This window comes from Streptomyces sp. NPDC001714 (assembly GCF_042892755.1).
Taxonomy (GTDB): Bacteria; Actinomycetota; Actinomycetes; order Streptomycetales; family Streptomycetaceae; genus Streptomyces.
On sequence record NZ_JBIAUL010000002.1, the window covers coordinates 292,606 to 316,264 of the forward strand.

Sequence of the window (23,659 nt, forward strand, 5' to 3'; positions counted from 1 at the left end):
TCACGGCAGCGGCTGCTCCGCCCAGATGACCTTCCCGGCGGGCGTGTAGCGGGTACCCCAGCGCTCGGCCAGCTGCGCGACCAGGAACAGGCCCCGGCCGCCCTCGTCGGTGCTCGCCGCGTACCGCAGGTGCGGGGAGGTGGTGCTGCCGTCGGAGACCTCGCAGATCAGCGTCCGGTCGCGCAGCAGCCGTACCCCGATCGGTGCTCGGCCGTGCCGGATGGCGTTGGTGACCAGCTCGCTGAGGATCAGCTCGGTGGTGAACGACAGCTCGTCCAGGTCCCAGTCGGCCAGCTGACGGGTCACCTTGGACCGCACCTCGGAGACGGCCGCCGGATCGGACGGCACCTGCCATGCGGCGATCCGGTCCGCGCCGAGCGCCCGGGTCCGGGCGACGATCAGCGCCACGTCGTCGCTGGGCCGGGCCGGCAGCCGCTCCAGGACCGCCGCGCAGGTCTCCTCCGGGGTGCCGCCGGCCGCCGACTCCAGGGCGCCGGCGAGCAGTTCGAGCCCCTCGTCGATGTCCCGCTGCCTGTCCTCCACCAGCCCGTCGGTGTACAGGACCAGGCTGCTGCCCGCCGGCAGCTCCAGCTCGGCCGTCTCGAAGGGCAGCCCGCCCACGCCCAGCGGCGGACCGGCCGGCACGTCCGCGAACTCCACGCCGCCGTCCGGGCCGACCAGCGCGGGCGGCGGATGACCGGCCCGGGCCACCGTGCAGCGCCGCGACACCGGGTCGTAGATCGCGTACAGACAGGTAGCCCCGGTGATCGTGGCCGCGGTGTCCGCCTCGTCCGCGGGGATCTCGTCCTGGTCGATGCGGCCCACCAACTCGTCCAGCAGGCCCAGCAGTTCGTCCGGTTGCAGGTCCAGCGCCGTGAAGTTGTGCACCGCGGTGCGCAGCCGCCCCATGGTCGCCGCCGCGTGCAGCCCGTGCCCCACCACGTCACCGACCACCAGCGCCACCCGGGCCCCGGACAGCGGCAGCACGTCGAACCAGTCCCCGCCCACGCCCGACTGGGCCGGCAGATAGCGGTAGGCGATGTCCAGGGCGCTCTGCGCGGGCAGGCTGCGTGGCAGCAGACTGCGCTGCAGGGTGACCGCCATGCTGTGCTCACGCGTGTAGCGGCGGGCGTTGTCGATGGAGACGGCCGCGCGGGCCACCAGCTCCTCCGCGAGGGCCAGCTCCTCGGTGTCGAAGGGGGCGAGCTTCTCCGAGCGGCAGAAGTTGGCCAGGCCCAGCACCATGTTCCCGGCCCGCAGCGGCACCGTGATCAGCGAGTGGATGCCGAACTCCAGGATCCGGCCGGTCAGCTCCACGTCCTGGACCCGCCAGCCGGGCGAGTCCCGCAGCCGCGGCTCGACGACCGACTCGCCGGTCTGCAGACTCCGGCCCTGCGGCGAGGACGGCACGAACTGGAACCGCTCGCCGACCGGGTACAGCGGGGCGTCCTTGCGGATGCCGGTGAACGCCACCCGGCGCAGCGCGTCCCCGGGCTTCGGCTCCTCGCCCTTGAGGACCGCCTCGTACAGGTCGACGGTGGCGTAGTCCGCGAACCGCGGCACGGCCAGCTCGGCGAGCTCCTCGGCGGTACGGGTGACGTCCAGGCTGGTGCCGATGCCCACCCCCGCGTCGTACAGCATGTTCAGGCGCTCGCGGGCCACCTCGGCGCGACCGGAGAGGGCGCGCAGCTCGGTGGAGTCGCGCAGGGTGACGACGCTGCCGGGCGGCCGGCCGCGCACCTCGATGGCGCGCTGGTTGACGGCCAGCAGCCGGTCCTTGACCAGGTGCACCTCGTCGGTGGCGACGCGCCCCGAGGCGATCAGCGTCGCCGTCTCCGCGTCCAGGCCGAGGTCCAGGATCCGGCGGCCCTCGGCATCCGCGGGCAGGTCCAGCAGTCGCTGCGCCTCGTCGTTGGCGAGCATCAGCCGGTCGTCGCCGCCGACGATCAGGACACCCTCCCGCACGGAGTGCAGCACCGCGTCGTGGTGCTCGTACATCCGGGTCATCTCGTCCGGGCCGAGACCGTGCGTCTGGCGCAGCAGCCGCCGGCTGACCAGCGCGGTGCCCGCCGTCGCCAGGGCCAGCGCCGCGGCGGCCGCGGTCAGCAGCAGCGGCAGCTGCTGGTGGGCCGTGCCGCCCACGTGCGCGGTGGTGATGCCGGCCGACACCAGGCCCACCACCGTGCCGTTCGCGTCCCGGACCGGGACCACGGCCTGCACCAGCTCCCCGATGGTGCCGTGGACCTCCTCGGTGACGGCCCCGCCGGCCAGCGCGGGCCCGATGTTCCCGACGAACTTCTTGCCGATGCGGTCCGGCTTGGGGTGTGTGTACCGGATCCCGTCGGTGTTCATGACGACGATGAAGTCCACGCCCGTCGCCTTGCGGGCCGCCTCCGCGCGCGGCTGGAGCGCCGTCGTCGGGTCGGGCAGCCGCAGCGCCGCCGCCGTGCCGGGGGCATCGGCGAAGGTCTGGGCGACGGCCAGGGACCGGTTGCGGGCCTCCGTGCTGCTGTTGTGCCGTTCCTGGAGCACCAGGGCCACCAGGGCCGACACGATCAGCAGCAGCACGATCACCACTTGCAGGAAGAAGACCTGTCCGGCCACGCTGCGTCCGCTCAGCGCCGACCACAGCCGTCCGGACCGGATACGCCCCGGCCCGCTCGGCTCCCGCTCCCGCTGGGCGAGCGGCGCGCGCGGAGTCCCGGAACGGGACGGCCGAGTGTCGGACCGGCCGGGCTGACGGACCATGAGCCCATGTCTACACTGCCGGGCCCCGCGAGGCGAGAGCGTGCCCGGAGGTAACCGGGGCGATACCCCGTTGTGTCCCGATCACGCCCGGCCCGCGGGCCCCGGACGGCGGGTGGCCAGGAGCAGCGCCACGTCGTCGGGGCGGTCGGTGGCGTGCCGGGCCATCGCGGTGAGCCGGTCGGCCACCCCGGTGAGGGTACGGCCGCCGCGCCGCCCCGGCGCCGCCCCGGCCTCGGCCAGGGCCGCCCCCAGCGCCGCGATGCCGTCGTCGATGTCGGCGCCCGGCCGCTCCACCAGCCCGTCCGTGTACAGGGCGAGGATCGCGTCCGGCGCCAGCTCCAGCTCGGTCACCGGATACCGGGCCCGCGGGTCCACGCCCAGCACGACACCGCCGGGGACCTCCAGGACACGGGTGCGGCCGTCCGGGGCGCGCAGCAGGGGCGGCGGATGACCGGCCCGGGCGATCCGGGCGCGCCCGGTGGCGGGGTCCAGACGCAGGTAGCAGCAGCTCGCGAACTGGCCCGGGTCGAGGTCGATGAGCAGCCGGTTGGTGCCGCTCAGCACCTCGTCGGGCGGCCGGTCGCTGAGCGCGAACGCCCGGACCGCGCTGCGCAGTTGCCCCATGGTGGCGGCCGCCTGCACGCCGTGCCCCTGGACGTCGCCGATGACCAGGGCGAGGCCGTCGCCCGCCCCGACGACGTCGTACCAGTCGCCGCCCACGTCCATGCCCTGGGTGCCCGGCAGATACCGGCCCGCGGTCTCCACCTGCGGGTGCGCCGACAGCCTCCGGGGCAGCAGTGCCTGCTGGAGTCCGCGGGCGAGCGCGGCCTCGCTGTCGTAGCGCCGGGCCTTCTCCATCGCGTGCGCGATCAGGCCCGCGAGCGCCATGAGGACGGTGCGCTCCTCGGTGCTGAAGCCGCGCTCGGCCTCGAAGCCGAGGATGCAGGTGCCGACCGGGCGCCCCGAGGCGATCAGCGGCAGGAAGGCACGGGCGCCCACGTCGGCGTCCAGGGCGAGGCCCGGGTAGGTGTCCGCCAGCCGCCGCATCGACTCGAAGAACAGCGGCTTGCCGGTGGTGAGAGCCTCGACGCCGGGGATGTGGGCGTCCAGGCCGACCCCGTCGAACGGGGCGAGGAAGCCCGGCGGGAAGCCGTTCTCCCAGGCCAGGTAGAAATGCCGGTCCTGGAGCAGGTAGATGGCCAGCCGACGGCCGCCGAACGCGGGGAGCAGCTCCTGCGTCACCACCGCGGAGACCTGCCGGGCGGTCACCGCGTCGGTCAGCGCGATCGCCAGGGCGATCGGCCGGTACAGCGGCGCCATGGAGGGACCGCCGGGCCGCCCGAGCAGGGCCGCCGTGCCCGGCTCGGCCGCCGGGGGCAGGTGCACGGACGGGTCGATCCGGTTGGCCGGGACGACCGTGCAGGTGACCAGGTCCGCTCCCGGGTGCACGGACAGGGCGAGGAAGTCGCCGTCGGCGGCGTCCCCGCGCCTGACCTGGAAGTGCACCGGGCCGCTGGCGAGCAGCGCACCACGCCAGTGGTCGTCGTACGGCGGCCCGCCCAGCCACGGCATCGCCTCCCAGACGGACCGGCCGAGCAGCTCGGAGCGTGTCCGGCCGGCCAGCCGGACGACCGCCGGGTTGGCGTAGCGGACGACCCCGGAGCGGTCCAGGCAGAAGACGCCCTCGGGGAGCAGATCGGCCGCTCCGTCCGCGGCGGCGGACGGGCCCGGGTCGACGACGATCCCGGAGACCAGCGACGGGTCGACGGCGCCGGGCGGCGGCCACAGCTCCAGCAGCAGCGGGGCGCCGTCCGCGGCCCGCACCCGCAGCGGGGCGTGCGGCGGCTTGCCGGCCGCGGTCTCGTGCAGCGCGGTCAGCACGTCGCCCGCGTCGTCGGGCGTCACGGCCACGGCCAGCTCGGCGCCGGTACCGGGGAAGTCCCCCGGCGCCATGCCGAGCAGGGCGTGCAGCCGGTCGTCCGCGTGCACCGCCGAGGTGGCCGGATCCCAGGTGAATCGGCCCACCCGGGCCGCCCCGGGCCGGGGCGCGGGCGGCCGTACGCACACCGGCTCGCCCTCCCAGGCGACCGCCGCGTCGCCCTCCTCGGCCACCAGTTCGCGCAGCCCGGTCCCCAGCCGCTCGGCCAGCCGGGACAGCCGGTCCAGGTCCGGCAGCTCGTCCACGGTGTCCGCGGTACCGGGAAGCAGCACGGTGAGCACCCCGAAGGACGGCTCCGTCCCGGGCACGGGCGTGTACACCGAACCGAACTGGAACGGCAGGCCCGCCGCGAACTGGGGATAGCGGCGCACCATCTCGGTGGCGTTGGGGAGCACCACCCGCGTCCCGAGCCGGTAGGCGTCCGCGACCGGGAACGGCCGGTCCACGTGCAGCCGCCACCAGGGTCTGAACAGCGGCCCGGGGAGTCCCACCAGCGTGGCCAGCCGCAGCAGCCCGGGGGTGCCGGAGCGCAGGTACACCCCGGCGACGTGGGCGCCCGCCGCGCCCAGGGCGCCGGTCGAGGCCTCGACCAGCAGCGCGGTCAGCCGCTCACGCGCCCGGCCCACGTGCTCGCCGCTCCCGTTCATCGGGTCCTGCCTCGTCCGCGCACCGCCGGGTGGGTGACACAGCAAGAATGCGTCACGACGGCCCGAAAACGCACCCCCGCGACACGATCCGCTCGGCGCCCCGCCGGCACCGCCCGGGCCGTCACGGCGGACGCCCGTCAGGTGGACGGCGGCGGGTCAGAGCTCCGGCTCCTCCGCAGCCGGCAGGGCCGCGCGCATCGAGCGCAGGGCCAGCAGGAGGACGCCGATGTCGTCCAGGTAGATCGGGTCGGGCAGCAGGTCGGTGGGGAGCACCAGATACAGAACGGCGCCCCAGAACACCCAGCGCGAGCCGGTCGGCAGCCCGGCCCGGCGCAGGGTGCGCCGGGTGCGGACCAGCCGTACGAGCACGGCGACGGCGCCGGCCAGCAGAGCCGCGGCGACGATCGCGCAGATCACGAGCACGGTCGTGGTGGTGTCCATGGCTGTCCTGTCGTCCGGCCCCGATCCGGCCCGGGGTCTCTCACTGGTCCGTCTTCCCGGTTTCGTCCTCGGGCATGGCCGCGGGTTCGGCGCTCTCCTTCGGGGTCCGCAGCCCCTTGAAGGCGCGGGTCAACTGCTGGAAGGGAGAGGCGGGTTGGGGTGCCGGGGCGGCCGGGGCGGGGTTGTCGCGGAGAGCGGCGAGCGCCTCGTCGGCCCGCTCGGCGGCCTCCCGGTACAGGTCGCGGGACCTGGTCATGGCCTCCAGCGCCTCGGCGTACTGCGCGACCCGCCCCCGTTCGCGGGCCAGCTCCTCCTCCAGGGTCATCAGGGTCCAGTTGTCCCGCAGATCGGCCAGCGCCTCCTCGGCGCCCTGCGGCGCGGGCTTCGGAAGCGCGGCGAACCGGCGCACGGCGGCGATCAGTTCGGTGGGCTCCGAGCCGTCCAGGAAGACGCTGCGCACCGCGTACCCCTGCGCGTCGTAGCCCGACGGCGCCGGGTCCGGGGGCAGCAGCACGGCGCCGCCCCGCGGGACCTCGACACCGAGGTCGCGCAGCGCCCAGTTGACGGCACGGAACTGCTGGGGCGCGGCCCGGTGCTCCACGACGCGGTGCGCGAGGCCCGGCGGCAGCTGCCGGACCAGCGGCAGCCGGCCGAGCGCGTCGGGGGTCATCGCCTCGTGCACGACGAGGTTGACGCACCAGGCGTCCTTCGCCGCGTCCCGCAGCACGCGGCGCATGTCCTTGTCGTCGGCGGGCAGCGGGTTGACCGTGCGGAGTCTGACCCCGGCCACGACCGGGTGGTAGTCCCAGGCGGCCTCGCCGCCGTCACCGGCCTCCTCGCCGTCGGGCCAGAACATCGCCGCCGGGGAGGGCCAGGCCTCGTCCCAGGGGCGGTCGGCCTCGGCGACCAGCTGCCACTCCCGGCCCGCCTGCCGGCCCTGCGGGTCGACGGCGAGGGCCAGCCGGGCGCGCACCGTCACGGTGCCGTCGTCGACGCGCCAGCGGGCCTCGAGGACGCGCCGGGCGGAGTTCTCGGGCACGGCGGGTTCCGCGAAGTCGTCGAGGGCACCGGACTCCTTGCGGCTGCGCAGGATCCTGCGGATCACCTCCTCGGAGTCCGGACCCGTGTGACGGCCGCGGGCGGCCCAGACGGTCGGCGGAAGGACGGCACGGTCGGTGGCGGAGTTCGACATGGGCCAATCTGCTGGTGGGAGAGGAGTGCGTGCTCCAGTATCGCCGCCCGGGAGCGTGTCTCATAGGGCGGGGCCGCCCGCGCGCGTCGAGTGCGCCCCGCACCCGGGGTGCGAACCGAGTGCGCCATACGACGCCGGTTCACCCGTGCCCGTGTTCCGGCCCGCCCCGCACAATGGTGCGGCGAACGGGGCCCGCCCGCCCATCCGCTAGGGGCGGGCCCCGTTCACGCCGCCCGGCCGCGTGGGAGAGGGGCCGGCGGCGCTCCGCCCGGCCCCTCCCTCAGTGCTCACGTATCAGCGCTGCGTCATGCGCCACTCTCGCGGAGCATGTCCTCGCGCTCCACGAGCTTGACGCGCTCGCGGCCCTGCGGCTCGCCCAGCGCCTTCTCGGCGGCGTCCAGCCTGTACCAGCCCTCCCAGGTGGTGAAGCGGACGTCGCGCTCGGCGAGGAAGGCGTCCACGGCCTCCGGCGCGGGCGCCTCGGGGGTGTGCAGGCGACCGTTGGCGTAGTCGTCCAGCAGGTTGGACACCGTCTCGTTGGCGTCGCCCTTGGTATGGCCGATGAGGCCGACCGGGCCGCGCCGGATCCAGCCGGTGACGTAGGTCGACCGGAGGTGGCTGCCGGACTCCTCGATGACCCGGCCGCCCTCGTCCGGGACGGTGCCCGACTCGATGTCCCAGGGCAGCTTGGGCAGCTTGTCGGAGAGGTAGCCGACCGCGCGGTAGACCGCGGTGACGTCCCAGTCCTTGAACTCGCCGGTGCCCTTGACGTTTCCGGTGCCGTCGAGGGCGGTGCGCTCGGTGCGCAGCCCGGTGACCCTGCCGTCCTCGCCGAGGATCTCGGCCGGGGACTCGAAGAAGTGCAGGAAGAGCTTGTGCGGGCGGTCGCCGACGTCGCGGATCGCCCAGTTCTCCAGGGTCTTGGCGACCATGTCGGCCTGCTTGTTGCCGCGCCGGGTCTCGATCGAGCCCTTGTCGTAGTCGATGTCCTCGGGATCGACGATGACCTCGATGTTGGGGGAGTGGTCCAGCTCCCGCAGCTCCATCGGGGAGAACTTCGCCTGCGCCGGGCCGCGGCGGCCGAAGACGTGTACTTCGAGGGCCTTGTTGGCCTTGAGGCCCTCGTGGACGTTCGGCGGGATCTCCGTCGGGAGCAGTTCGTCGGCGGTCTTGGCGAGGATGCGGGCCACGTCGAGGGCCACGTTGCCGACGCCGAGGACGGCGACCTTCTCCGCCTCCAGCGGCCAGGTGCGCGGCACGTCCGGGTGGCCGTCGTACCAGGAGACGAAGTCGGCGGCGCCGTAGGAGCCGTCCAGTTCGATGCCGGGTATCCGCAGCTCGCGGTCGGCGGTCGCGCCCGTCGAGAAGATCACCGCGTCGTAGAAGGAACGCAGGTCGTCGAGGCTGATGTCGGTCGGGTAGTCCACGTTGCCGAAGAGGCGGATCTGCGGCTTGTCGAGCACCTGGTGCAGGGCCGTGATGATGCCCTTGATGCGCGGGTGGTCGGGGGCGACGCCGTAGCGGATCAGGCCGAACGGGGCGGGCATCCGCTCGAAGAGGTCGATGGACACGCCGGGCTCGGCGGCCACCGTGGACTTGAGCAGGGCGTCGGCGGCGTAGATCCCGGCGGGGCCGGCTCCGACGATGGCTACCCGCAGGGGGCGCGGCATGATCAGGTTCCCTTCGAGTGAGGACAAGCGATCTCGAACGGGAAGCCTAAGCTAAGGCAGTCCTAAGTTAGTACGCGGGTCCGCTCTATGACCTCATAAGCCGATCTTATGACGTGTATCGGGTCCGGCTTATGGCTTCCGGGACGTCATGGCGGCCTCCCGGTGCTTGGCGGGTGCCCGGCGCATGCACCAACCTGTCCTCTGCGGCGCACCGAGGCGCGGTGGCCGGAGGGCGAGGGGTGAGAGCGTGGAGGCACGCGGGGAGACGGCCGTCGCGGTGACCGGCGGCAGCGGATTCGTCGGGAGCCATCTGGTGCGGCGGCTGCTGGAGCGAGGGTACGGGGTCCGGGCGACGGTCCGCCGCGCGTCCGACGCGGCGAAGGTACGGCCCCTGTGGGAGCTGCAGGAGGCCTTCCCCGGCCGACTCACCCTGTTCGAGGCGGACCTGCTGGCGGACGGGTCCTTCGACGAGGCGTTCCGCGGCTGCGCGACCGTCTTCCACGTCGCCTCGCCGTTCCTGATGCCGGAACGGATCAAGGACGGTCAACGGGACCTGGTGGACCCGGCGTTGCTCGGCACCCGCAACGTGCTCGGCAGCGTGGAGCGCACGCCGGAGGTGGAGACCCTGGTCTTCACCTCCACCGTGGGCGCGATCTTCGGCGACTACGCAGACGTCCGCGCGATGGCGGGCGAGGTCCTGACGGAGAAGTACTTCAACACCACCAGCACGGTGGCGAACAACCCCTACCACTACGCCAAGACGGTCGCCGAGCGGGCCGCCTGGGACGCCGAGGCCGCCCAGGACCGCTGGCGCATGGTCTCGATCAACCCCGGCCTGATCCTGGGCCCTTCCCTCACGCCCGCCTCCGAGTCCGGCAGCCTCTTCCTGCTCGACGAGCTGTTCAAGGGCTACTTCTGCTACGGCGCCCCGGACTTCAGCTTCACCACCGCGGACGTCCGCGACGTGGCCGACGCGCACATCGCGGCGGCGGAGAACCCCGCGGCCAGGGGGCGTTACATCGTGGCCCACGAGACGATGACGTCCTTCCACGAGATGTCCCGGATCATCCGCAGCCGCCACCCCTGGGACCCCCGCCTGCCACGCACCGCGCTTCCGCACGGGCCGGTACGGGTCCTGGGCCCGCTCTTCGGCCTCACCCAGGACTACATACGCAAGCACCTCGGCATCCGCTTCCGCGTCGACAACGGCCGCAGCGTCCACGAACTGGGCCTTGCCTACCGGCCCGTCGAGGAGACCCTCCTGGACCACCACGAGAGCTGGCGCACCCGGCGGCGGAGGGTCTGACCCCGACGGCCAGGGGGTCAGGCCGGGCGGATCACCCGGTGGATCGCCGACTCCCCGGCGTTGTAGATCGACTCCTCGCGGATGAGCGCCCCGGGACTCGGCGCGTGCACCATCGCGCCGCCGCCCGCGTAGATCCCGACGTGGCTGTCGTCGTCGAAGAAGAAGACCAGGTCGCCGGGCTCGATCGCGGCCAGCGTGATCGGGGTGCCGGCCAGGGTCTGTTCCGGCGCGGTGCGCGGCAGCGTGACGCCGGCGGCGCGCCAGGCGGCCTGGGTCAGGCTGGAGCAGTCGTACGCCCCCGGCCCGGTCGCCCCCCAGACGCACGGCCGGCCGATCTGCTCCCGCGCGAACGCCAGCGCCTTCATGGCCTTGCCCGGCTCGGCCGTGACGCCCGGCTGGAGGAAGACCCCGGGTTCGGCGTAGGCGCCCGGTGCGGGCGCGGCTGCGGTGGCCACCGGGGCGGGGACCTGCGGGGGTGCGGTCGGCAGGGGGGTGGTGGGGAGCGGGGCGGTGACGACCGGGGCCGGGGCGGCCGTGGGCATCGCCATGGTGGGCGCGGCCATCATCATCGCCTCGGGCGGCGCGGTCATGGCCGTCGGCACCGCGGCCGTCGCCGGTGCGGGGGGTGCCGTCATGGGTGCCGCCATCGGTGCCGGCATGGGCGTCGGCATCGCGGCGGCGGGCATGGCCATGGGGGCCGCCATGGGTGCCCCCATCGGCGTTGGCATCGCGGCGGCGGGGTCTGCCGTCGCCGTGGGCATGGCCGTGGTGGCGGCGTAGGCGTAGGCACCGTCGGCGGGCTGCATGCCGGCCGCGTAGGCGCCGGACATGTCGGCGGCGGGTGCCGCGGCGAAGGGGGCGGCCGGCGGCATGGCGGCCACGGGCGGCACGGGGGCGGCGGCCGCTGCGCTGTACGCGCCGACGGCGTAGGCGGTGTCGGGGGTGGCCAGGGGGACGTCGCTGTAGGCGGCGGCCGGAGGCAGATCGGTGTAGGCGGCGGCCGCGTTCGGCGACATGACCCGGAATCCGCCGGCGTCCATCGGGGCCGGGGCGGGAGCGGCAGCGGGAACCGCGGGCGCCGCGGTCGGGAAGGCGCTCGTGCTCATGGGGTCCGCGGTCGGGAAGACGCTCGTGCTCATGGGGTCCGCGGTCGGGAAGGCGCCGCTGTTCGCGGGGGTGGCGGTCGGGAAGGCGCTCGTGCTCATGGGGTCCGTGGTCGGGAAGGCGCCCGCGTCGGCCGCGGTCGGCATCGGGAACGAGCCCGTGGCGCCCGGCGTCATGATGCGGAAGGAGCCGGAGTCCCCCGGGGACGGGGCCGGAGCCTGGGCGGCGCCCGCGTCCATGGGGGGCGCGGTCTGGTAGGTCCCGCCGCCCGAGCCGCCGGGGGTCATGATGCGGAAGCCGCTCGAGTCCGCCGGGGCCTGAGTCGGGGTGCTGTCGGCGCCGCCGGGGGTCATGATGCGGAAGCCGCTCGAGTCCGCCGGGGCCCGGGTCGGGGTGCTGTCGGTACCGCCCGGGGTCATGATGCGGAAGGTACCGGTGTCCGACGGGGACACGATCGGGATGCCGCCCGTCTCGGTCACCGCCGGGAGCGCGCGCGTGGCGGCGAGGGAGTCGGTGCGGGCGGAGCCGCTGCCGGTGCGCTGGTTCGGTATGCCGGCGGCCGGAGCCTGCCACTGCTGCGCCGGGGCCTCGGGCGTGGGCCAGGGGCTGGGTGCCGGCGGAGCGGCCTGGGCGACCGGCATCGGGGCCGGGGCGGGTTCGAGGGCGGCGACCGCCCGCTGCCCGGTGCGCTGGGACAGCATCTCGCGGGCCTTGGCGAGCTTGAGCTGGTTCTTGGTCTTGGAGGTACCCGGCGTAGGCCGCTGCGGCGCGGCGGCGGGCAGCGTCCTGGGCCCACCCATAGTCCCCGCGGGCAGCGCCGCCGCGGGCCCCGCCGTCAACTCCAGCTTCGGGCGCGCCGGCAGCTCACGGACGACCTCGATCTCGCTCTGCGCGGACGGCCCCGCGGTCAGCTCCAGCCGGGCCGGGCCCGAGTCCTCCAGCTGGCCGAGCAGGTCGGCGGCCATGGCGCTGACGGGCCGGCGCGGGCCGGGCCGGCTGGGCAGCCGGTCGGTGGGCAGCGCGGCCGGAACGCTCGGCCCCAGCTTCGAGCGCGCTCCCTCGAACCACTCCCGGGCGATGTTGTCGAGGCCCGGGTCGTCGCGACGGGGCCGTTTGAACAGCGGGACACCACGTGAGCGCGAGCCCCCGCTCATCGCACGGGTGGCGTTGTAGTTCCCGGTGGCGTTCTCAGCCTGGTCGTAGAGGCTGTCGATCCGCTGTCGAACCTCGTCACGGCTCTCGGGCGCCATTGAGGGGTCGTGCTCCTTCCGTACTCCGCCTACCGGGTTAGCTGTCGGGTTCGGGCGCGGTGAAGTCCGGAAGGCATGCCCTACGGCCTCTGCCCTTGCGGACGGTCGGCCGATTCACCCCAGTGGTTCGGTTGGGTCCCCGGCTCCGGATCCGCCCCTGCGGGGCACCGGACTCGGCGGAGGCCGCGCGGCCCGACGGGATTCGCCGGGGGGAGCCGAGCGGCTTGCCCGTCAACTTAGCCAACTTGTGTCACTCGTGTGAAGGTTGAAGTGGCTATTGTCCGATACGTATTTGTGATGTTCGTCTTAGCGTTCGGAACTCGACCGTACGGAACGGCATTTCGCGCGCATCCATTGCATTCGCAGGGTCACCGGGGCGTTGCCGTCGGTCGCGTTCACCCTGCTCCCGGGCACGCGCTTTCTGTGAGGTCACCGTGAATTCGTGGGTCTGTTGAACACGATGGCGCCGTGGGCCGTATAGGGCGGGGGATTTCCATGCCCGGCCGCCTACGACACGCAGGGGAACGACCTTGAGACGCAACAGGCGCAGACGCCCGACCGGCGCACAGCGCGCGACCTTTGCAGCGGTCGCCCTGATGCTCGGCGGCGGAGGACTGGTCGCGGTGAACGTCTACGCCTCGGCCACCGAGGGCGGCGGGGACCAGCAGGGCCAGGTCGCCACCGGCCAGGTGCTCTCCGCTCCCACGGTCTACTGCCCCGACGTCGGCAGCCGGCTGACGGCGGTGCCCGACGCGGCCCGGGCCGACGTCGACCGCGAACTCGCCCAGCTGGACCAGCAGATCGCGGCCGCCTACCAGCAACTCACCCAGTCCGCGGCGGCAATCGAGCAGAACCCCGGCCTCGCCGACGAGACGATCATGAATCCGCTGAAGGAGAAGCGGTCCGAGTCGATCCAGCGCATCTCCGACGCCATCGCCCGCGAGGGCGACCGCCCGCAGGGCCTCGACGACCTCGCCGCCTGCACCCTCCGCTCCTCGAACCAGGGCGACGGGCAGTCGGCCACGCCCCAGGGCAGTGCCACGCCGAGCCAGAGCGGCCAGGGCAGCGCGGCGCCGAGCCAGGGCACCGGTGCGGTCGGCCAGGGCGGCAACGGCCCGGTCGCCTCCGACTACGCGGACATCACCTCCGTCCAGCCGAACGTCGCGACCCCGGCCGAGCAACCCGGCGGCTCCACCGGCACCTTCAGCTCCAGCTGCGGCGTCAACGCGAACGGCCTGTTCAACTCGGACAACGTGATCGTCGCGCCCGGTGTCTCCAACGGCGCCCACCACTTCCACGACTACATCGGCAACCAGTCCAACAACGCCTTCGCCAGCGACCAGGACCTCGCGAACGCCGACACCAGCTGCGCGGACCAGGGCGACAAGTCCACGTACTACTGGCCCGTGCTGCGGCTGCAGAACGGCAAGCAGGAGCGGGACGCCGACAAGCCGGGCGGCGGCACCGAGGGCAACGCGGGGCAGATCGTCACGGCGAAGGAGGTCACGCTGACCTTCGAGGGCAACCCGACCTCCAAGGTCACCGAGATGCCCCGGCTGCTGCGCATCATCACCGGCGACGCCAAGGCGTTCGTCAACGGCCCGGCCAACGCCAACGCCTCCTGGAGCTGCACCGGTTACGAGGACCGGCAGCTCAAGGACAAGTACCCGCTCTGCCCCTCCGGCAGTGACGTCGTGCGCACGTTCAGGTTCCAGAGCTGCTGGGACGGCCGGAACATCGACAGCGCCAACCACCGCACCCACGTGGCGTTCGAGGCTCCCGACGGCAGCTGCCCGGCCGGTTTCCAGGCCATCCCGCAGCTGGTGCAGCGCATCGTCTACGACGTGGACGCTCCGAGCCTCCAGGACGGCGGCCGTACGGTCCCGCTGTTCGCGGTGGACTCGTTCCCCGAGCAGCTGCACAAGCCGGTCACCGACCACGGCGACTTCATCAACGTCTTCGACGAGAGCCTGATGCGGAAGATGGTCGACTGCATCAACTCCGGTCGCAAGTGCGGTGCGGGGGCCGACGAGCAGCCGCCGTCCCAGAGCGCGGAGCCGAGCGGGACCGCGAGCCCGGTCACCCCGCCGGCCGAGACGCAGAGCGCCGAGCCGTCCGCGCCGGCGACCGATCAGCCGTCCTCCGGCCGGCCGTCCCCCGATCAGCCGTCGTCCGAGCCCCCGGCCGACACCCCGGCCACGGAGACCGCCACCGCCACCGCCACCGCCACCGCCACCGCGCCCGGCTCCGGCTCCGGCGGCACCGGGCTGCCGAGGGTCTACGCGACCGCGTCGCCGAAGAAGACGTCGACCACCAAGTCGTCGGGCGGCGGTGTGATCAGCGAGCCGACGCAGCGGCCCGACACCGAGGCCCCGGCCGGCAGCACCGCCGCGCCGACCGGCACGGCGGCCGCCGTACCGGCCGGCCAGGAGACACCGGCCACCGGTTCGCAGACCGAGCCCCAGGCCGTCCAGGGCGGTCTCGCCGAGACCGGCGCCCACCTGTGGCCCGCGGTCTTCGGCGGGCTGCTGCTGGCCGCCGGGGCCGCGCTGCTGTGGCGCACCAAGCGGAACTCGGTCTGACCCTTCTCACCTGCTGCGCAGTCTGTCCTGGGCGGGCTCGGACGTGGGGAGCATCTCGTCGTGCTCCGCGCTGTCGAGTCCGCCCAGGCGCGTTACTGCGGGGGCCGTGCGGGCCTGTTGACCGACCGTCATATTACTGAACCGTAACCTGACGACTGCTACCGCCGGTAATGTGCGGCTCGTTACCGTCGGGTAAACCGCACCTGCCCCGTCGGCCGCTCCGGGGACGTCCGTTGCACCTCCCACGTCCAGCACGTCCAGGAGGTTCCCCATGCCTGTCCGCGTTCGCCTGCTGGCCACCGCCGTCGCCGCTGCCGCCTGCCTCTGTCTGCAGACCCTGCAGGCCACGGCCTCCCGGGCGGAGGTCTCCCGGGGCGTCACCATCCCCGCCTTCTACGACCCGCCGGCAGCCCTGCCCACGGCCGACGGCGCCCTCGTGCGCACCGAACCCCTCCCGCTGGCCCTGAGCCTGCCGAGCCTGTCCGGCCCGCTGCCGGGCACCGCGACCCGGCTGATGTACAAGTCCACCGACTCGGCGGGCGACCCCGTCGCCGTCACCGGCGCCTACATCGAACCCAGCGCCCCCTGGCTCGGCCCCGGCGCCCGCCCGCTGGTCGCGCTGGCCCCCGGCACCATGGGGCAGGGCGACCAGTGCGCCGCCTCCATGGGCCTGCAGTACCCGCTGCTCCTCAACGGCCGGACGGTGTCGGTAGGTTACGAGGACCTGTCGATCTACCGGTTGCTCGCCGAAGGCGTCGCGGTCGTCGTCACCGACTACGTAGGACTCGGCGCCACGGACCGGCTCCACACCTACGTCAACCGGCTCGACGGCGCCCACGCCGTCCTCGACGCCGTGCGCGCCGCCCGGAACCTGACCGGTGCCTCGGTCACCGCGGCCTCGCGGGTGGGCCTGTTCGGGTACAGCCAGGGCGGCGGCGCGACCGCCGCGGCCGCCGAGCTCCAGCCCGCCTACGCCCCGGACATCACCCTCTCCGGCACCTACGCCGGGGCGCCGCCCGCCGACCTCACCGCCGTCACCGCGGCCATCGACGGCAGCGACCTGGCCGGCGCCCTCGGCTGGGCGGTCAACGGCTTCGTCCAGGCCGACCCGGCGCTCCGGCCCATCGTCGACGCCCACCTCGGCGCGGCGGGCCGGGCGGCCCTCGCCGACCTGTCGACGATGTGCGTCGGCGACGCGCTCCTCGCGTACGGCTCCCAGCACAGCACCGCCTGGACGAACGACGGGAGCTCCATCTCCGAGGTCATCGGCGAGGAGCCCGCCCTCCAGGCCTTCCTGGGCGATCAGCGCATCGGCAGGACCGCGCCCGCGAGCCCGGTCCGGCTGGCGACCGGTGTCAGCGACGACCTCGTCCCGCACGCACAGGCCCGGCGGCTCGCCGTGGACTGGTGCGACGAGGGTGCGGACGTCACCTATGTGCCGGTCATCCTGCCGGGCGCGGGCCGCGCCCTGCTGAACCACCTCGAACCGCTGCTCACCGACCAGGGGGACGCCATCACCTGGCTCACGGCCCGGCTGTCCGGCGTACCGGCAGGCTCCAACTGCTGGAGCCTGCCGGTACAGCCATGAACGGAAAGCCCTGACGTGCGGTGCCCGCCGCCGTCGCAGTCGGCGCCCACCGCACGTCAGGGTGCTGGTGTGACCTTGCTGATCGTCCACCACACCGTTCCTGTGGACTGAGCAGGGGTGAGCCCACTCAGCCGCACGCCCCAAACGGTCTTGGGCGCACTGGTCCCCGGCGTACTCGACCCCGGGGCAGCGACACGGATCCTGTCCGTGGTCCGATCCCGGGAGGCCGGCTCCCTCCGTGACCTGGGTGTATGACTGCGGCCAGAGGCGACGGGGAGGCCTCGAACCATCACTCCGGTGGAGCGGGGGCCCCGTACGCCGACGCCGTACCCGACGTCCCAGATCACGCGATCACCGTAGCCCGAATGGCCCAGGCAACCGCAAGGCTGGGAGCTAGTCATCACGCGATCGAGTTAAACCGTCCTGGTTTCCCTTCGGCGACCAATGGGCGACTCCCTGCCCGGGCGGCACGGCAGCCCCACCGGCGCCTACGCGCACGGGGCACTGGCCACCGGACCGGCACAGCACGGCCGTACCGGCGGACACGTCACCCGGACGGACGAAGGTGCGGGCGCCGGATCGAGGGCCCACGATGGGAGCAGGCCATGTCGTCGATCCGAGGGAGCGCCGGATGGCAGCGCAGCGCCGTGCCTGCGGGCCGCCCGCGGAGGAGATGCTGCGGGAGTGCGCCCGTGACGTGGTGGCCGTCGCCGAGGGCATCCGCGAGGTCTCCGCACGGACCAGCTCCGTCCTGTTCGCCCCGGCGCTGACGGGTTCCGCGCGCCGCCGCCCGCGCACCGGCCTGGCCGCCCGCTGGGCGCTGCTGCGGACGCTCACCAACCGGCACGGCCTCGGCGGCTCGGCGATCGTCGCGCCGGACGGCGTCGGCCATCTGCTCGGCGCGGCGGGGGAGGCGCTGGGCCGGGAGAGCCTGGCCGCGCTGGTGGCGGTCACCTCGCTGCGGCTCAGGATCGCCGCCGTACTCGTCGACCACCCCGAGTTCGGGCACGACCCGGGCATGCGCCGGCTGACGGACGCCGTCACCGCCGACCGAGACCCGGAGGCGGCCGTCCGCGCGCTGCGGGCCCTCCTCAAGGACCGGGGCGCCCAGCGCTCCCTGTCCGCCCTCGCCCCGATCCTGGCGGAACTCCTCGCCGTCCGTGGCCTGCTGGACGAGGACCCGCTGAGCGACGAGACCGCCTGGGCGCTGGCCGCGGGCCGGGAGCTGACCGCCGGTCCGGTCACCGGCTTCGACGCCTCCCACCTCTCGGTCACGGACAAGGGGGAGGGCGCCGCCCAGGCCGTCGAACTGTCCGCCCAGGAGGCCCGGTCCCTCGTCACCGAGGGGTCCTTCCTCGGCTTCCTGCGCAACATCGACGCGCTCGCCGGCGAGGCCCGCGTCCTCGTCCAGGAGGTACGCGGCCCCGACGGCGTGCTCCGGTACGTCGTCCAGGCACCCGGCACGGCCCCCGGCCGCCCCCGCGACGACTCCCCGCAGGACTTCGCCGGCGCCTGGCGCAACCTGTTCCTGACCGACTCGCCGTACACCCGCTCGATCCTGCTGGCGATCCGGGACCACGGCATCCCGCGCGGCGCCGACCTCGCGCTGGTCGGGCACGGCGAGGGCGGGATCGCGCTGCTGAACCTCGCGCAGGACGACGAGTTCTGCCGCGCCTACCGGGTCACCCACGTGGTCGCCGTCGGCGCGCAGGCCGACGACCGCAGGCCCGCCGACCCGCGCACCTGGGTCGCCGGCATCACCAACCGGTACGACATCGTCCCGGCCCTGGACGGCCCCGTCGCCCCCCATCCCAACCGGTACCGGGTCGACTACACCGGCCCCACCCGCGAGTTCCCGCTCTGCCACCTGCTCCGCGTGTACATCGACCACCTGGAGACGGTGATCCCGCAGGCCCGGGCCGACGTCGACCGAGCCCTCGCCCCCTACCGCGGGCCGGTCGAGAGGACCCGTGTCTACCGGCTCAGGGACCGCGGCCGCCCGCCCGAGGGCTACCCGTTCCTGGCCGTCCCCACCACCAGCCTCGCCACGTCGGCGGGCCCGGTCGACGTGCCGGTGCGCTACTACGACTCCTCCGCCGCGCACCTGTGCTTCCCGGTCGACACCGATGTGGCCCGCAGTCTGCTGCCCGACGTCGCCTGGATGGTCCCCACCCGGCTCGGCCGCCGCGCCCTCGCCGTGCTCTCCCTCTACGAGCACCGCTGCACCACCATCGGCCCCTACACCGAGCTCGGCCTGTCGGTGCTGGTCGACGACCTGTGGCGGCCGCACGCGTACGACCTCGCCGCGGACCTGCTGCGCCGTGCCGACCTGCGCCGCACCGGGCGTTACGTGGTCGCGCTCGCCGTCGGCACCGAGGAGGCGCGGGCGGTGGCCGAGGAGGTCTGGGCCCAGCCGGCCGTGGGCGGATCCGCCGACGTGGAGCTGCAGGGGCGGGAACTGCGGGTACACGCACCCGAGTTGGGTGTCTCGGTGGAGGGCCGCCCAGGGCCCGGAGCCCGCTGTCCCGAGGCGGACTGGGTGCTCTACGGGCGCCGGGGCGAGAGCACCGTTCGCACCCTGGTCCGTGCCCACGGCAGGCCGCGCATCCATGCCCGCCCCCGGCTGCGGCTGCGGCTCGACGGCGCCCACGGACCGCTCGCCCGGCACCTCCAGATCCTCGAACTCGACGCCGTACGGCCCGGGTTCGTCCTGTCCAGTCCCCGGTTCACGGCCTACAGAAGCGCCGGCGCGGTACTGCCGCGCTAGGCATCCCTCCGAGTGCAGGGGAGCCCCATGGCGACCGAATCCCGTCCTGTCACCGCCGCCCCCGAACTCCTCGCGTACGTGGACGGCCTGAGGGTCGACGCGGACCGGATGGACGGCTACGCCCAACGGCTGCGCGGTGTCGCCGAAACGCTGAGCGGCTGCGCCGGGGCCCCGGAGTGGAGCAACGCCGCCCTGGAGCGCCAGGCGACGGCCTGCGTGACCGCGGCGATACAACTGCGGGCGGCCGCGGCCGCGCTGCTGGCGCACGCGGCGGTGTGAACGGCGGCCCTCGAGCGATGACGCGGCGCGGCCGGGACGATCGCGTCCCGGCCGCATCGTGGCGTCAGAAGGTCAGCCGGCCGGAGCGGTGTGGGGTTGTTCCGGGGCCGGGCTTGGGGCGGGTGCGGGTCCAGGACGGGTCGGCGGCGGGGTCAGGAGTGGGGGGACGGTCCATGGGGCGGGGGGCCTCCTGAGGAGCGGGGGGTGGTGAGCGGTGCGTCCGGTGCCGTCGACAGCTCGGCCCAGACGACGCGGGCGGAGGGCCGTCCCTCCGGCGCGGCCGTGACGCCCCAGTCGAGACTGAGCGCGTCGACGAGGAACAGGCCGCGCCCGTTCTGCTCGTCGGGTCTGGCCCGCCGGGGTGCCGGGAGCGTGATGCTCCCGTTCTGGTCCTCGACCTCGATGCGGATCCGGTCGGCGTCGGCGTGCACCCGGCAGACGATCCGCCGGCCGGCCGAGTGCACGATCGCGTTGGTGACCAGTTCCGAGGTCACCAGGACCGCGTTGTCGCGGGCCTCCTCGCACACGCCCCACGAGCCGAGCAGGTCGCCCACGCTCCGGCGTGCGTTGCCCACCGCACGCGGCGTCGGCGCCAGGTCGAAGACCCGGCTGAGCGGGGCGGGCCGGTCCCCGGAGGCGAACCGGTCGAGGCCTTGCGGCCCAGGGAGTCGACCGAGGCGTTCGCCTCCGGGTGGTCCGGGGATGCCCGTCGCGTCCGACGGGCGGTACGGGCCCTCGGCGGCGGCCGCCAGGGCCGGCCGGTGCAGGCCGGGTATGTGGTCCTCCGGCAGTCGGTCGAGCGGCTGGGGGAGAGAGGGCGGGGCCATCGCCGTGCGCCTTTCGTCCGGCTTCGCAGCGTGGGGCTGAGCGGTCGCGTCCGCCCCGGGCCGCTCGGGGGCAGACGACGACCCGTGCCTGGGCGGCGCCGGGCCGCAGCTCAGTCTCCCCCAACTGGACTGCTTCGCCTGCTCCTTGGTCGGCCGGAGCAGTTGAGTCCACTCTGGCATCTGCCAACATCGCCTCGCAACCGGCAAGTTGAAAATTGCAAGAAGCGAAGTGCATGCTGCTCCCGACAGGAAGTGATCGAACGCGTCCGTGATCGATCACGGGTACGTGAGACGGTGACCCTGGAACCTGGTGTGAGGGGGTAGGGCGTGACCTCGGAGACCGACTGGGGCGGAGCCCCTTCCGTCCTGCGCATGATCCTCGGCCGGCAGCTGGAGGAGATGCGGACCCGGGCCGGCCTGACCTATGAGCAGGCGGCCGCCGCGATCGGGGTCAGCCACTCCACGATCCGCCGGATGGAGGCCGCCAAGGTGGCCCGGCTCCGGCTGGCCGACGCCGAGAAACTCCTGCAGGTCTACGGCGTGACGGACTGCCAGGAGGTCGACACCTTCCTGCAGTCGGTGCGCGAGGCCAACAAGCGCGGCTGGTGGCACACCTACCGCGATGTGATGCCGGACTGGTTCGCCGCCTATCTCAGCCTGGAGCAGGCGGCGTTGCAGATCCGCGCCTACGAGAACCAGTTCGTGCACGGCCTGTTGCAGACCCGCCGGTACGCCGCCGCCCTGCTCGGCGCCGGCAACCCGCACGCGCCGGGCGAGGCGACCGAACGCATGGTTGCGCTGCGCATGCGCCGCCAGGAGCTGATCACCCGGCCGGCCCCGCCGCGGCTGTGGGTCGTGATGGACGAGACCGTACTGCGCTGGCCGGTCGGCGGCGCCGAGGTGATGCGCGCCCAGATCGACCATCTCATCGAGATCAACCGGCTCCCCAACGTCACCTTGCAGATCATGCCGTTCGCCAACGGCCCGCACCCCGCCATGCGCGCGGGTGCGTACCACCTCTTCCGTTTCAAGGCCCCCGAACTGCCCGACATCGTCTATCTCAACGGTCTGGTGGGCGCCGTCTACCTGGACAAGAGCGACGACGTCGTGGTCTATCGCGAGGCCCTGGACCGGTTGGGCGCGCAGGCAGCGCCCGCCAGAAAGACCGAGGCCCTCCTCGGTGCGATTCGCAAGGAGCTCTAAGTGCACCACCCCATACGCAACGGCATCCCGTCCCGGCAACTCGGCGCGCGCGGCTGGTCCAAGCCGTGGAGCGACGACGCCGGCGGCGCCTGCGTCGAAGTGAAGAAGCTCGCCGACGGCCGGGTCGCGGTCCGCCAGTCGACCGACCCCGACGGACCGGCGCTGGTCTTCACACCCCGTGAGATGACGAGTTTCCTGTCCGGTGTGAAGGCGGGTGACGCCGACTTCCTGATGTGATCGGATCTCCCGGAACTTCCTTGCTATAGCTGATCGTTCAACCAACCCGCCCCACCTGACGCACCACCGCGCAGCCCCCGAACACCCCCGCATCCCTCACCTGAATGGGAGACACGGCGTTGCCAGACAACGGATGGCCGGCCGACCGCATCGACACCGAGAACGCGCACTCCGCGCGGATCTACGACTACATCCTGGGCGGCAAGGACTACTACCCCGCCGACCAGGAGGCGGGTGACGCGATGTCCCGGGAGTGGCCCGCGCTCCCGATCCACATGCGCGCCAACCGCGACTGGATGAACCGCGCCGTGCGCTGGCTCGCCGAAGAGGCGGGGATGCGCCAGTTCCTGGACGTCGGGACCGGCATCCCCACCTCCCCGAACCTCCACGAGATAGCCCAGGCGGTGTCCCCGGACTCCCGGGTCGTCTACGTGGACAACGACCCCATCGTCCTCACCCTGTCCCAGGGCCTGCTCTCCAGCACGCCCGAGGGCCGGACGGCGTACATCGAGGCCGACTTCCGTGACCTGACGGACCTCTTCGACGCCCCCGAGCTGCGCGAGACCCTCGACCTGGACAAGCCGGTCGCCCTCACGGTGATCGCCATCGTCCACTTCATGCTCGACGAGGACGACGCCGTGGGTGTCGTACGGCGCCTGCTCGAACCGCTGCCGTCCGGCAGCTACCTGGCGATGTCCATCGGCACCGCCGAGTTCGCGCCCGACGAGGTGGGCCGGGTCGCCCGCGAGTACGCGGCCCGCAACATGCCGATGCGGCTGCGCACCATCGACGAGGCCCACGAGTTCTTCGAGGGCCTGGAGCTGGTCGAGCCGGGCATCGTCCAGGTGCACAAGTGGCACCCGGACGGCACCGGCGAACAGGGCATCCGCGACGAGGACATCGCGATGTACGGAGCGGTCGCCCGCAAGCCGTAGCACGGGTTCCGTGCCGGGGCCCGGCTCACCTTCCCGGCCCCGGCACGGTCGTCTCACCCCGAGGACAGCGCCCTGCTCAGGCGTTCGGGTCGAAGGAGATCCCGGACGGCATGGAGTACCCCAGGTTGGCGTTGAACGAGCCGTCCTTGATCTTGATGGTGGCGTCGCCGAAGTCCGCGTTCATCAGCTTGTCGCGGTAGCCCGCCGGGTAGCCGTCCCAGCCCACCAGGCGCGGGAAGAACCAGCCGCCGGTCACGTTCTCCGGCGGGTCGTCGTTGGAGTTGGCGAACCTGAAGTCGTGGGTGGACAGACCGTCCTTGTGGTACACGATCTTCGGGTGGGTGCCGTCGAACCGGATCGCCGAGGCCGGCTGCACCAGGTAGCTGCTGTGCTGGGACACCGAGACGTACTGCACCTGGTTGTTCTGTATCCAGACGATCACGTGTTCCCAGTCGTGCCGGTGCCCGATGGCCAACGGGCCGTACGTCGCCTGGTCCTTCTCGAAGTAGCTGGCGTACATCACCGCGCACCAGCCGTTGTTGCACTTCTCGCGCGAGTAGGTGTTGGCGTTGGCGAGCTCCGCGTAGTCGTGGCAGTGGCCGTTGACGTCACCGCCGAGCGCGAGACCGGGGTTGATGGTGCCGTCGGCGCCGATGGCCGCGGTGGCGTAGCAGCCGTCGCCGTCGTAGTCGTAGGCCGGGGAGAACGTCTGTTCCAGGCCGTCGGCGTTCTGCGGCAGCAGCGTCAGGACGTCGGCGTGCGCGGTGGCGGGCACGGCGACGACCAGCGCGAGCGCGCCGAGAGCGGCGGCGAGGGCCTGGCGGAGCGGCCGTCTGCGGGTGGGGGATTGCAGTTCGGTCATGGGGACTCCCTGTCGGTGAAAGGCGAAGCGGAGTCTCGCAGTCAGCTCCTGCCGACGACCACCCTTACGACTTAACTTTGAC

Annotated in this window: 17 protein-coding genes and 1 riboswitch; of the genes, 8 read left to right on the plus strand and 9 right to left on the minus strand. The window is 73.4% G+C overall.

The genetic code is table 11. The annotated features are described in order from the left end of the window. The 5 genes from ACFY0P_RS05895 to ACFY0P_RS05915 all read right to left on the minus strand — a co-directional run bounded on the left by ACFY0P_RS05895 (position 1) and on the right by ACFY0P_RS05915 (position 8,637). Entirely contained in the window at positions 1-2,748 is a 2,748-nt protein-coding gene (locus tag ACFY0P_RS05895) for a SpoIIE family protein phosphatase (protein ID WP_388907786.1), read from the minus strand. 81 nt (positions 2,749-2,829) lie between these two features. Next, entirely contained in the window at positions 2,830-5,334 is a 2,505-nt protein-coding gene (locus ACFY0P_RS05900; RefSeq protein WP_388907788.1) for a SpoIIE family protein phosphatase, read from the minus strand. Positions 5,335-5,490: 156 nt separating this feature from the next. Then, positions 5,491-5,775 (minus strand): YkvA family protein, encoded by a 285-nt coding sequence (locus ACFY0P_RS05905; protein ID WP_351962548.1) that lies wholly within the window; start codon positions 5,773-5,775, stop codon positions 5,491-5,493. 40 nt (positions 5,776-5,815) lie between these two features. After that, complete coding sequence (locus tag ACFY0P_RS05910; protein ID WP_388907790.1) at positions 5,816-6,967, minus strand: hypothetical protein; 1,152 nt, start codon at positions 6,965-6,967, stop codon at positions 5,816-5,818. Positions 6,968-7,272: 305 nt separating this feature from the next. Continuing rightward, on the minus strand, positions 7,273-8,637 hold the full coding sequence (locus ACFY0P_RS05915) for an FAD-dependent oxidoreductase (RefSeq protein ID WP_388907792.1): 1,365 nt from the start codon (positions 8,635-8,637) through the stop codon (positions 7,273-7,275). Positions 8,638-8,884: 247 nt separating this feature from the next. Here ACFY0P_RS05915 and ACFY0P_RS05920 point away from each other — a divergent pair, with 247 nt between their 5' ends. Continuing rightward, a complete protein-coding gene (locus tag ACFY0P_RS05920) occupies positions 8,885-9,943 on the plus strand; it encodes an NAD-dependent epimerase/dehydratase family protein (RefSeq protein ID WP_388907794.1) in 1,059 nt (352 codons plus the stop codon). A gap of 17 nt (positions 9,944-9,960) precedes the next feature. On the opposite strand, the gene ACFY0P_RS05925 is transcribed toward ACFY0P_RS05920, so the two are convergent. Further along, entirely contained in the window at positions 9,961-12,297 is a 2,337-nt protein-coding gene (locus ACFY0P_RS05925; RefSeq protein ID WP_388907796.1) for a C40 family peptidase, read from the minus strand. A 10-nt stretch (positions 12,298-12,307) separates the two neighbouring features. Further along, a riboswitch (cyclic di-AMP (ydaO/yuaA leader) is annotated at positions 12,308-12,486 on the minus strand. Positions 12,487-12,893: 407 nt separating this feature from the next. Here ACFY0P_RS05925 and ACFY0P_RS05930 point away from each other — a divergent pair. Beyond that, positions 12,894-14,879 carry a DUF1996 domain-containing protein gene (locus ACFY0P_RS05930; protein WP_388908831.1) on the plus strand — a complete coding sequence of 662 codons (1,986 nt, stop codon included), beginning with the start codon at positions 12,894-12,896 and terminating at the stop codon, positions 14,877-14,879. Positions 14,880-14,885: 6 nt separating this feature from the next. On the opposite strand, the gene ACFY0P_RS05935 is transcribed toward ACFY0P_RS05930, so the two are convergent. Continuing rightward, positions 14,886-15,011 (minus strand): hypothetical protein, encoded by a 126-nt coding sequence (locus tag ACFY0P_RS05935; RefSeq protein ID WP_388907798.1) that lies wholly within the window; start codon positions 15,009-15,011, stop codon positions 14,886-14,888. A 139-nt stretch (positions 15,012-15,150) separates the two neighbouring features. Here ACFY0P_RS05935 and ACFY0P_RS05940 point away from each other — a divergent pair, with 139 nt between their 5' ends. From ACFY0P_RS05940 to ACFY0P_RS05950, 3 genes are all read left to right on the plus strand, one after another. Next, the gene (locus tag ACFY0P_RS05940; RefSeq protein WP_388907800.1) at positions 15,151-16,467 is read left to right on the plus strand and encodes a lipase family protein; all 1,317 of its coding nucleotides are present in this window, start codon (positions 15,151-15,153) and stop codon (positions 16,465-16,467) included. A gap of 631 nt (positions 16,468-17,098) precedes the next feature. Continuing rightward, the gene (locus tag ACFY0P_RS05945) at positions 17,099-19,234 is read left to right on the plus strand and encodes a hypothetical protein (protein ID WP_388907802.1); all 2,136 of its coding nucleotides are present in this window, start codon (positions 17,099-17,101) and stop codon (positions 19,232-19,234) included. Between the two features lie 27 nt (positions 19,235-19,261). Then, complete coding sequence (locus ACFY0P_RS05950; protein WP_388907804.1) at positions 19,262-19,513, plus strand: hypothetical protein; 252 nt, start codon at positions 19,262-19,264, stop codon at positions 19,511-19,513. 152 nt (positions 19,514-19,665) lie between these two features. Here ACFY0P_RS05950 and ACFY0P_RS05955 read toward each other — a convergent pair whose 3' ends face one another. Next, positions 19,666-20,340 carry an ATP-binding protein gene (locus ACFY0P_RS05955; protein ID WP_388907806.1) on the minus strand — a complete coding sequence of 225 codons (675 nt, stop codon included), beginning with the start codon at positions 20,338-20,340 and terminating at the stop codon, positions 19,666-19,668. A gap of 327 nt (positions 20,341-20,667) precedes the next feature. Here ACFY0P_RS05955 and ACFY0P_RS05960 point away from each other — a divergent pair, with 327 nt between their 5' ends. The 3 genes from ACFY0P_RS05960 to ACFY0P_RS05970 all read left to right on the plus strand — a co-directional run bounded on the left by ACFY0P_RS05960 (position 20,668) and on the right by ACFY0P_RS05970 (position 22,715). Continuing rightward, positions 20,668-21,543: a helix-turn-helix domain-containing protein gene (locus ACFY0P_RS05960; RefSeq protein ID WP_388907808.1), complete on the plus strand. Its 876-nt coding sequence runs from the start codon at positions 20,668-20,670 to the stop codon at positions 21,541-21,543. Beyond that, the gene (locus tag ACFY0P_RS05965; RefSeq protein ID WP_177233215.1) at positions 21,544-21,780 is read left to right on the plus strand and encodes a DUF397 domain-containing protein; all 237 of its coding nucleotides are present in this window, start codon (positions 21,544-21,546) and stop codon (positions 21,778-21,780) included. Positions 21,781-21,899: 119 nt separating this feature from the next. Beyond that, entirely contained in the window at positions 21,900-22,715 is an 816-nt protein-coding gene (locus ACFY0P_RS05970) for an SAM-dependent methyltransferase (RefSeq protein ID WP_388907810.1), read from the plus strand. A gap of 76 nt (positions 22,716-22,791) precedes the next feature. Here the strand turns inward: ACFY0P_RS05970 and ACFY0P_RS05975 are convergent, their stop codons facing one another. Beyond that, entirely contained in the window at positions 22,792-23,577 is a 786-nt protein-coding gene (locus ACFY0P_RS05975) for an NPP1 family protein (protein WP_388907812.1), read from the minus strand. Positions 23,578-23,659: the final 82 nt, after the last annotated feature.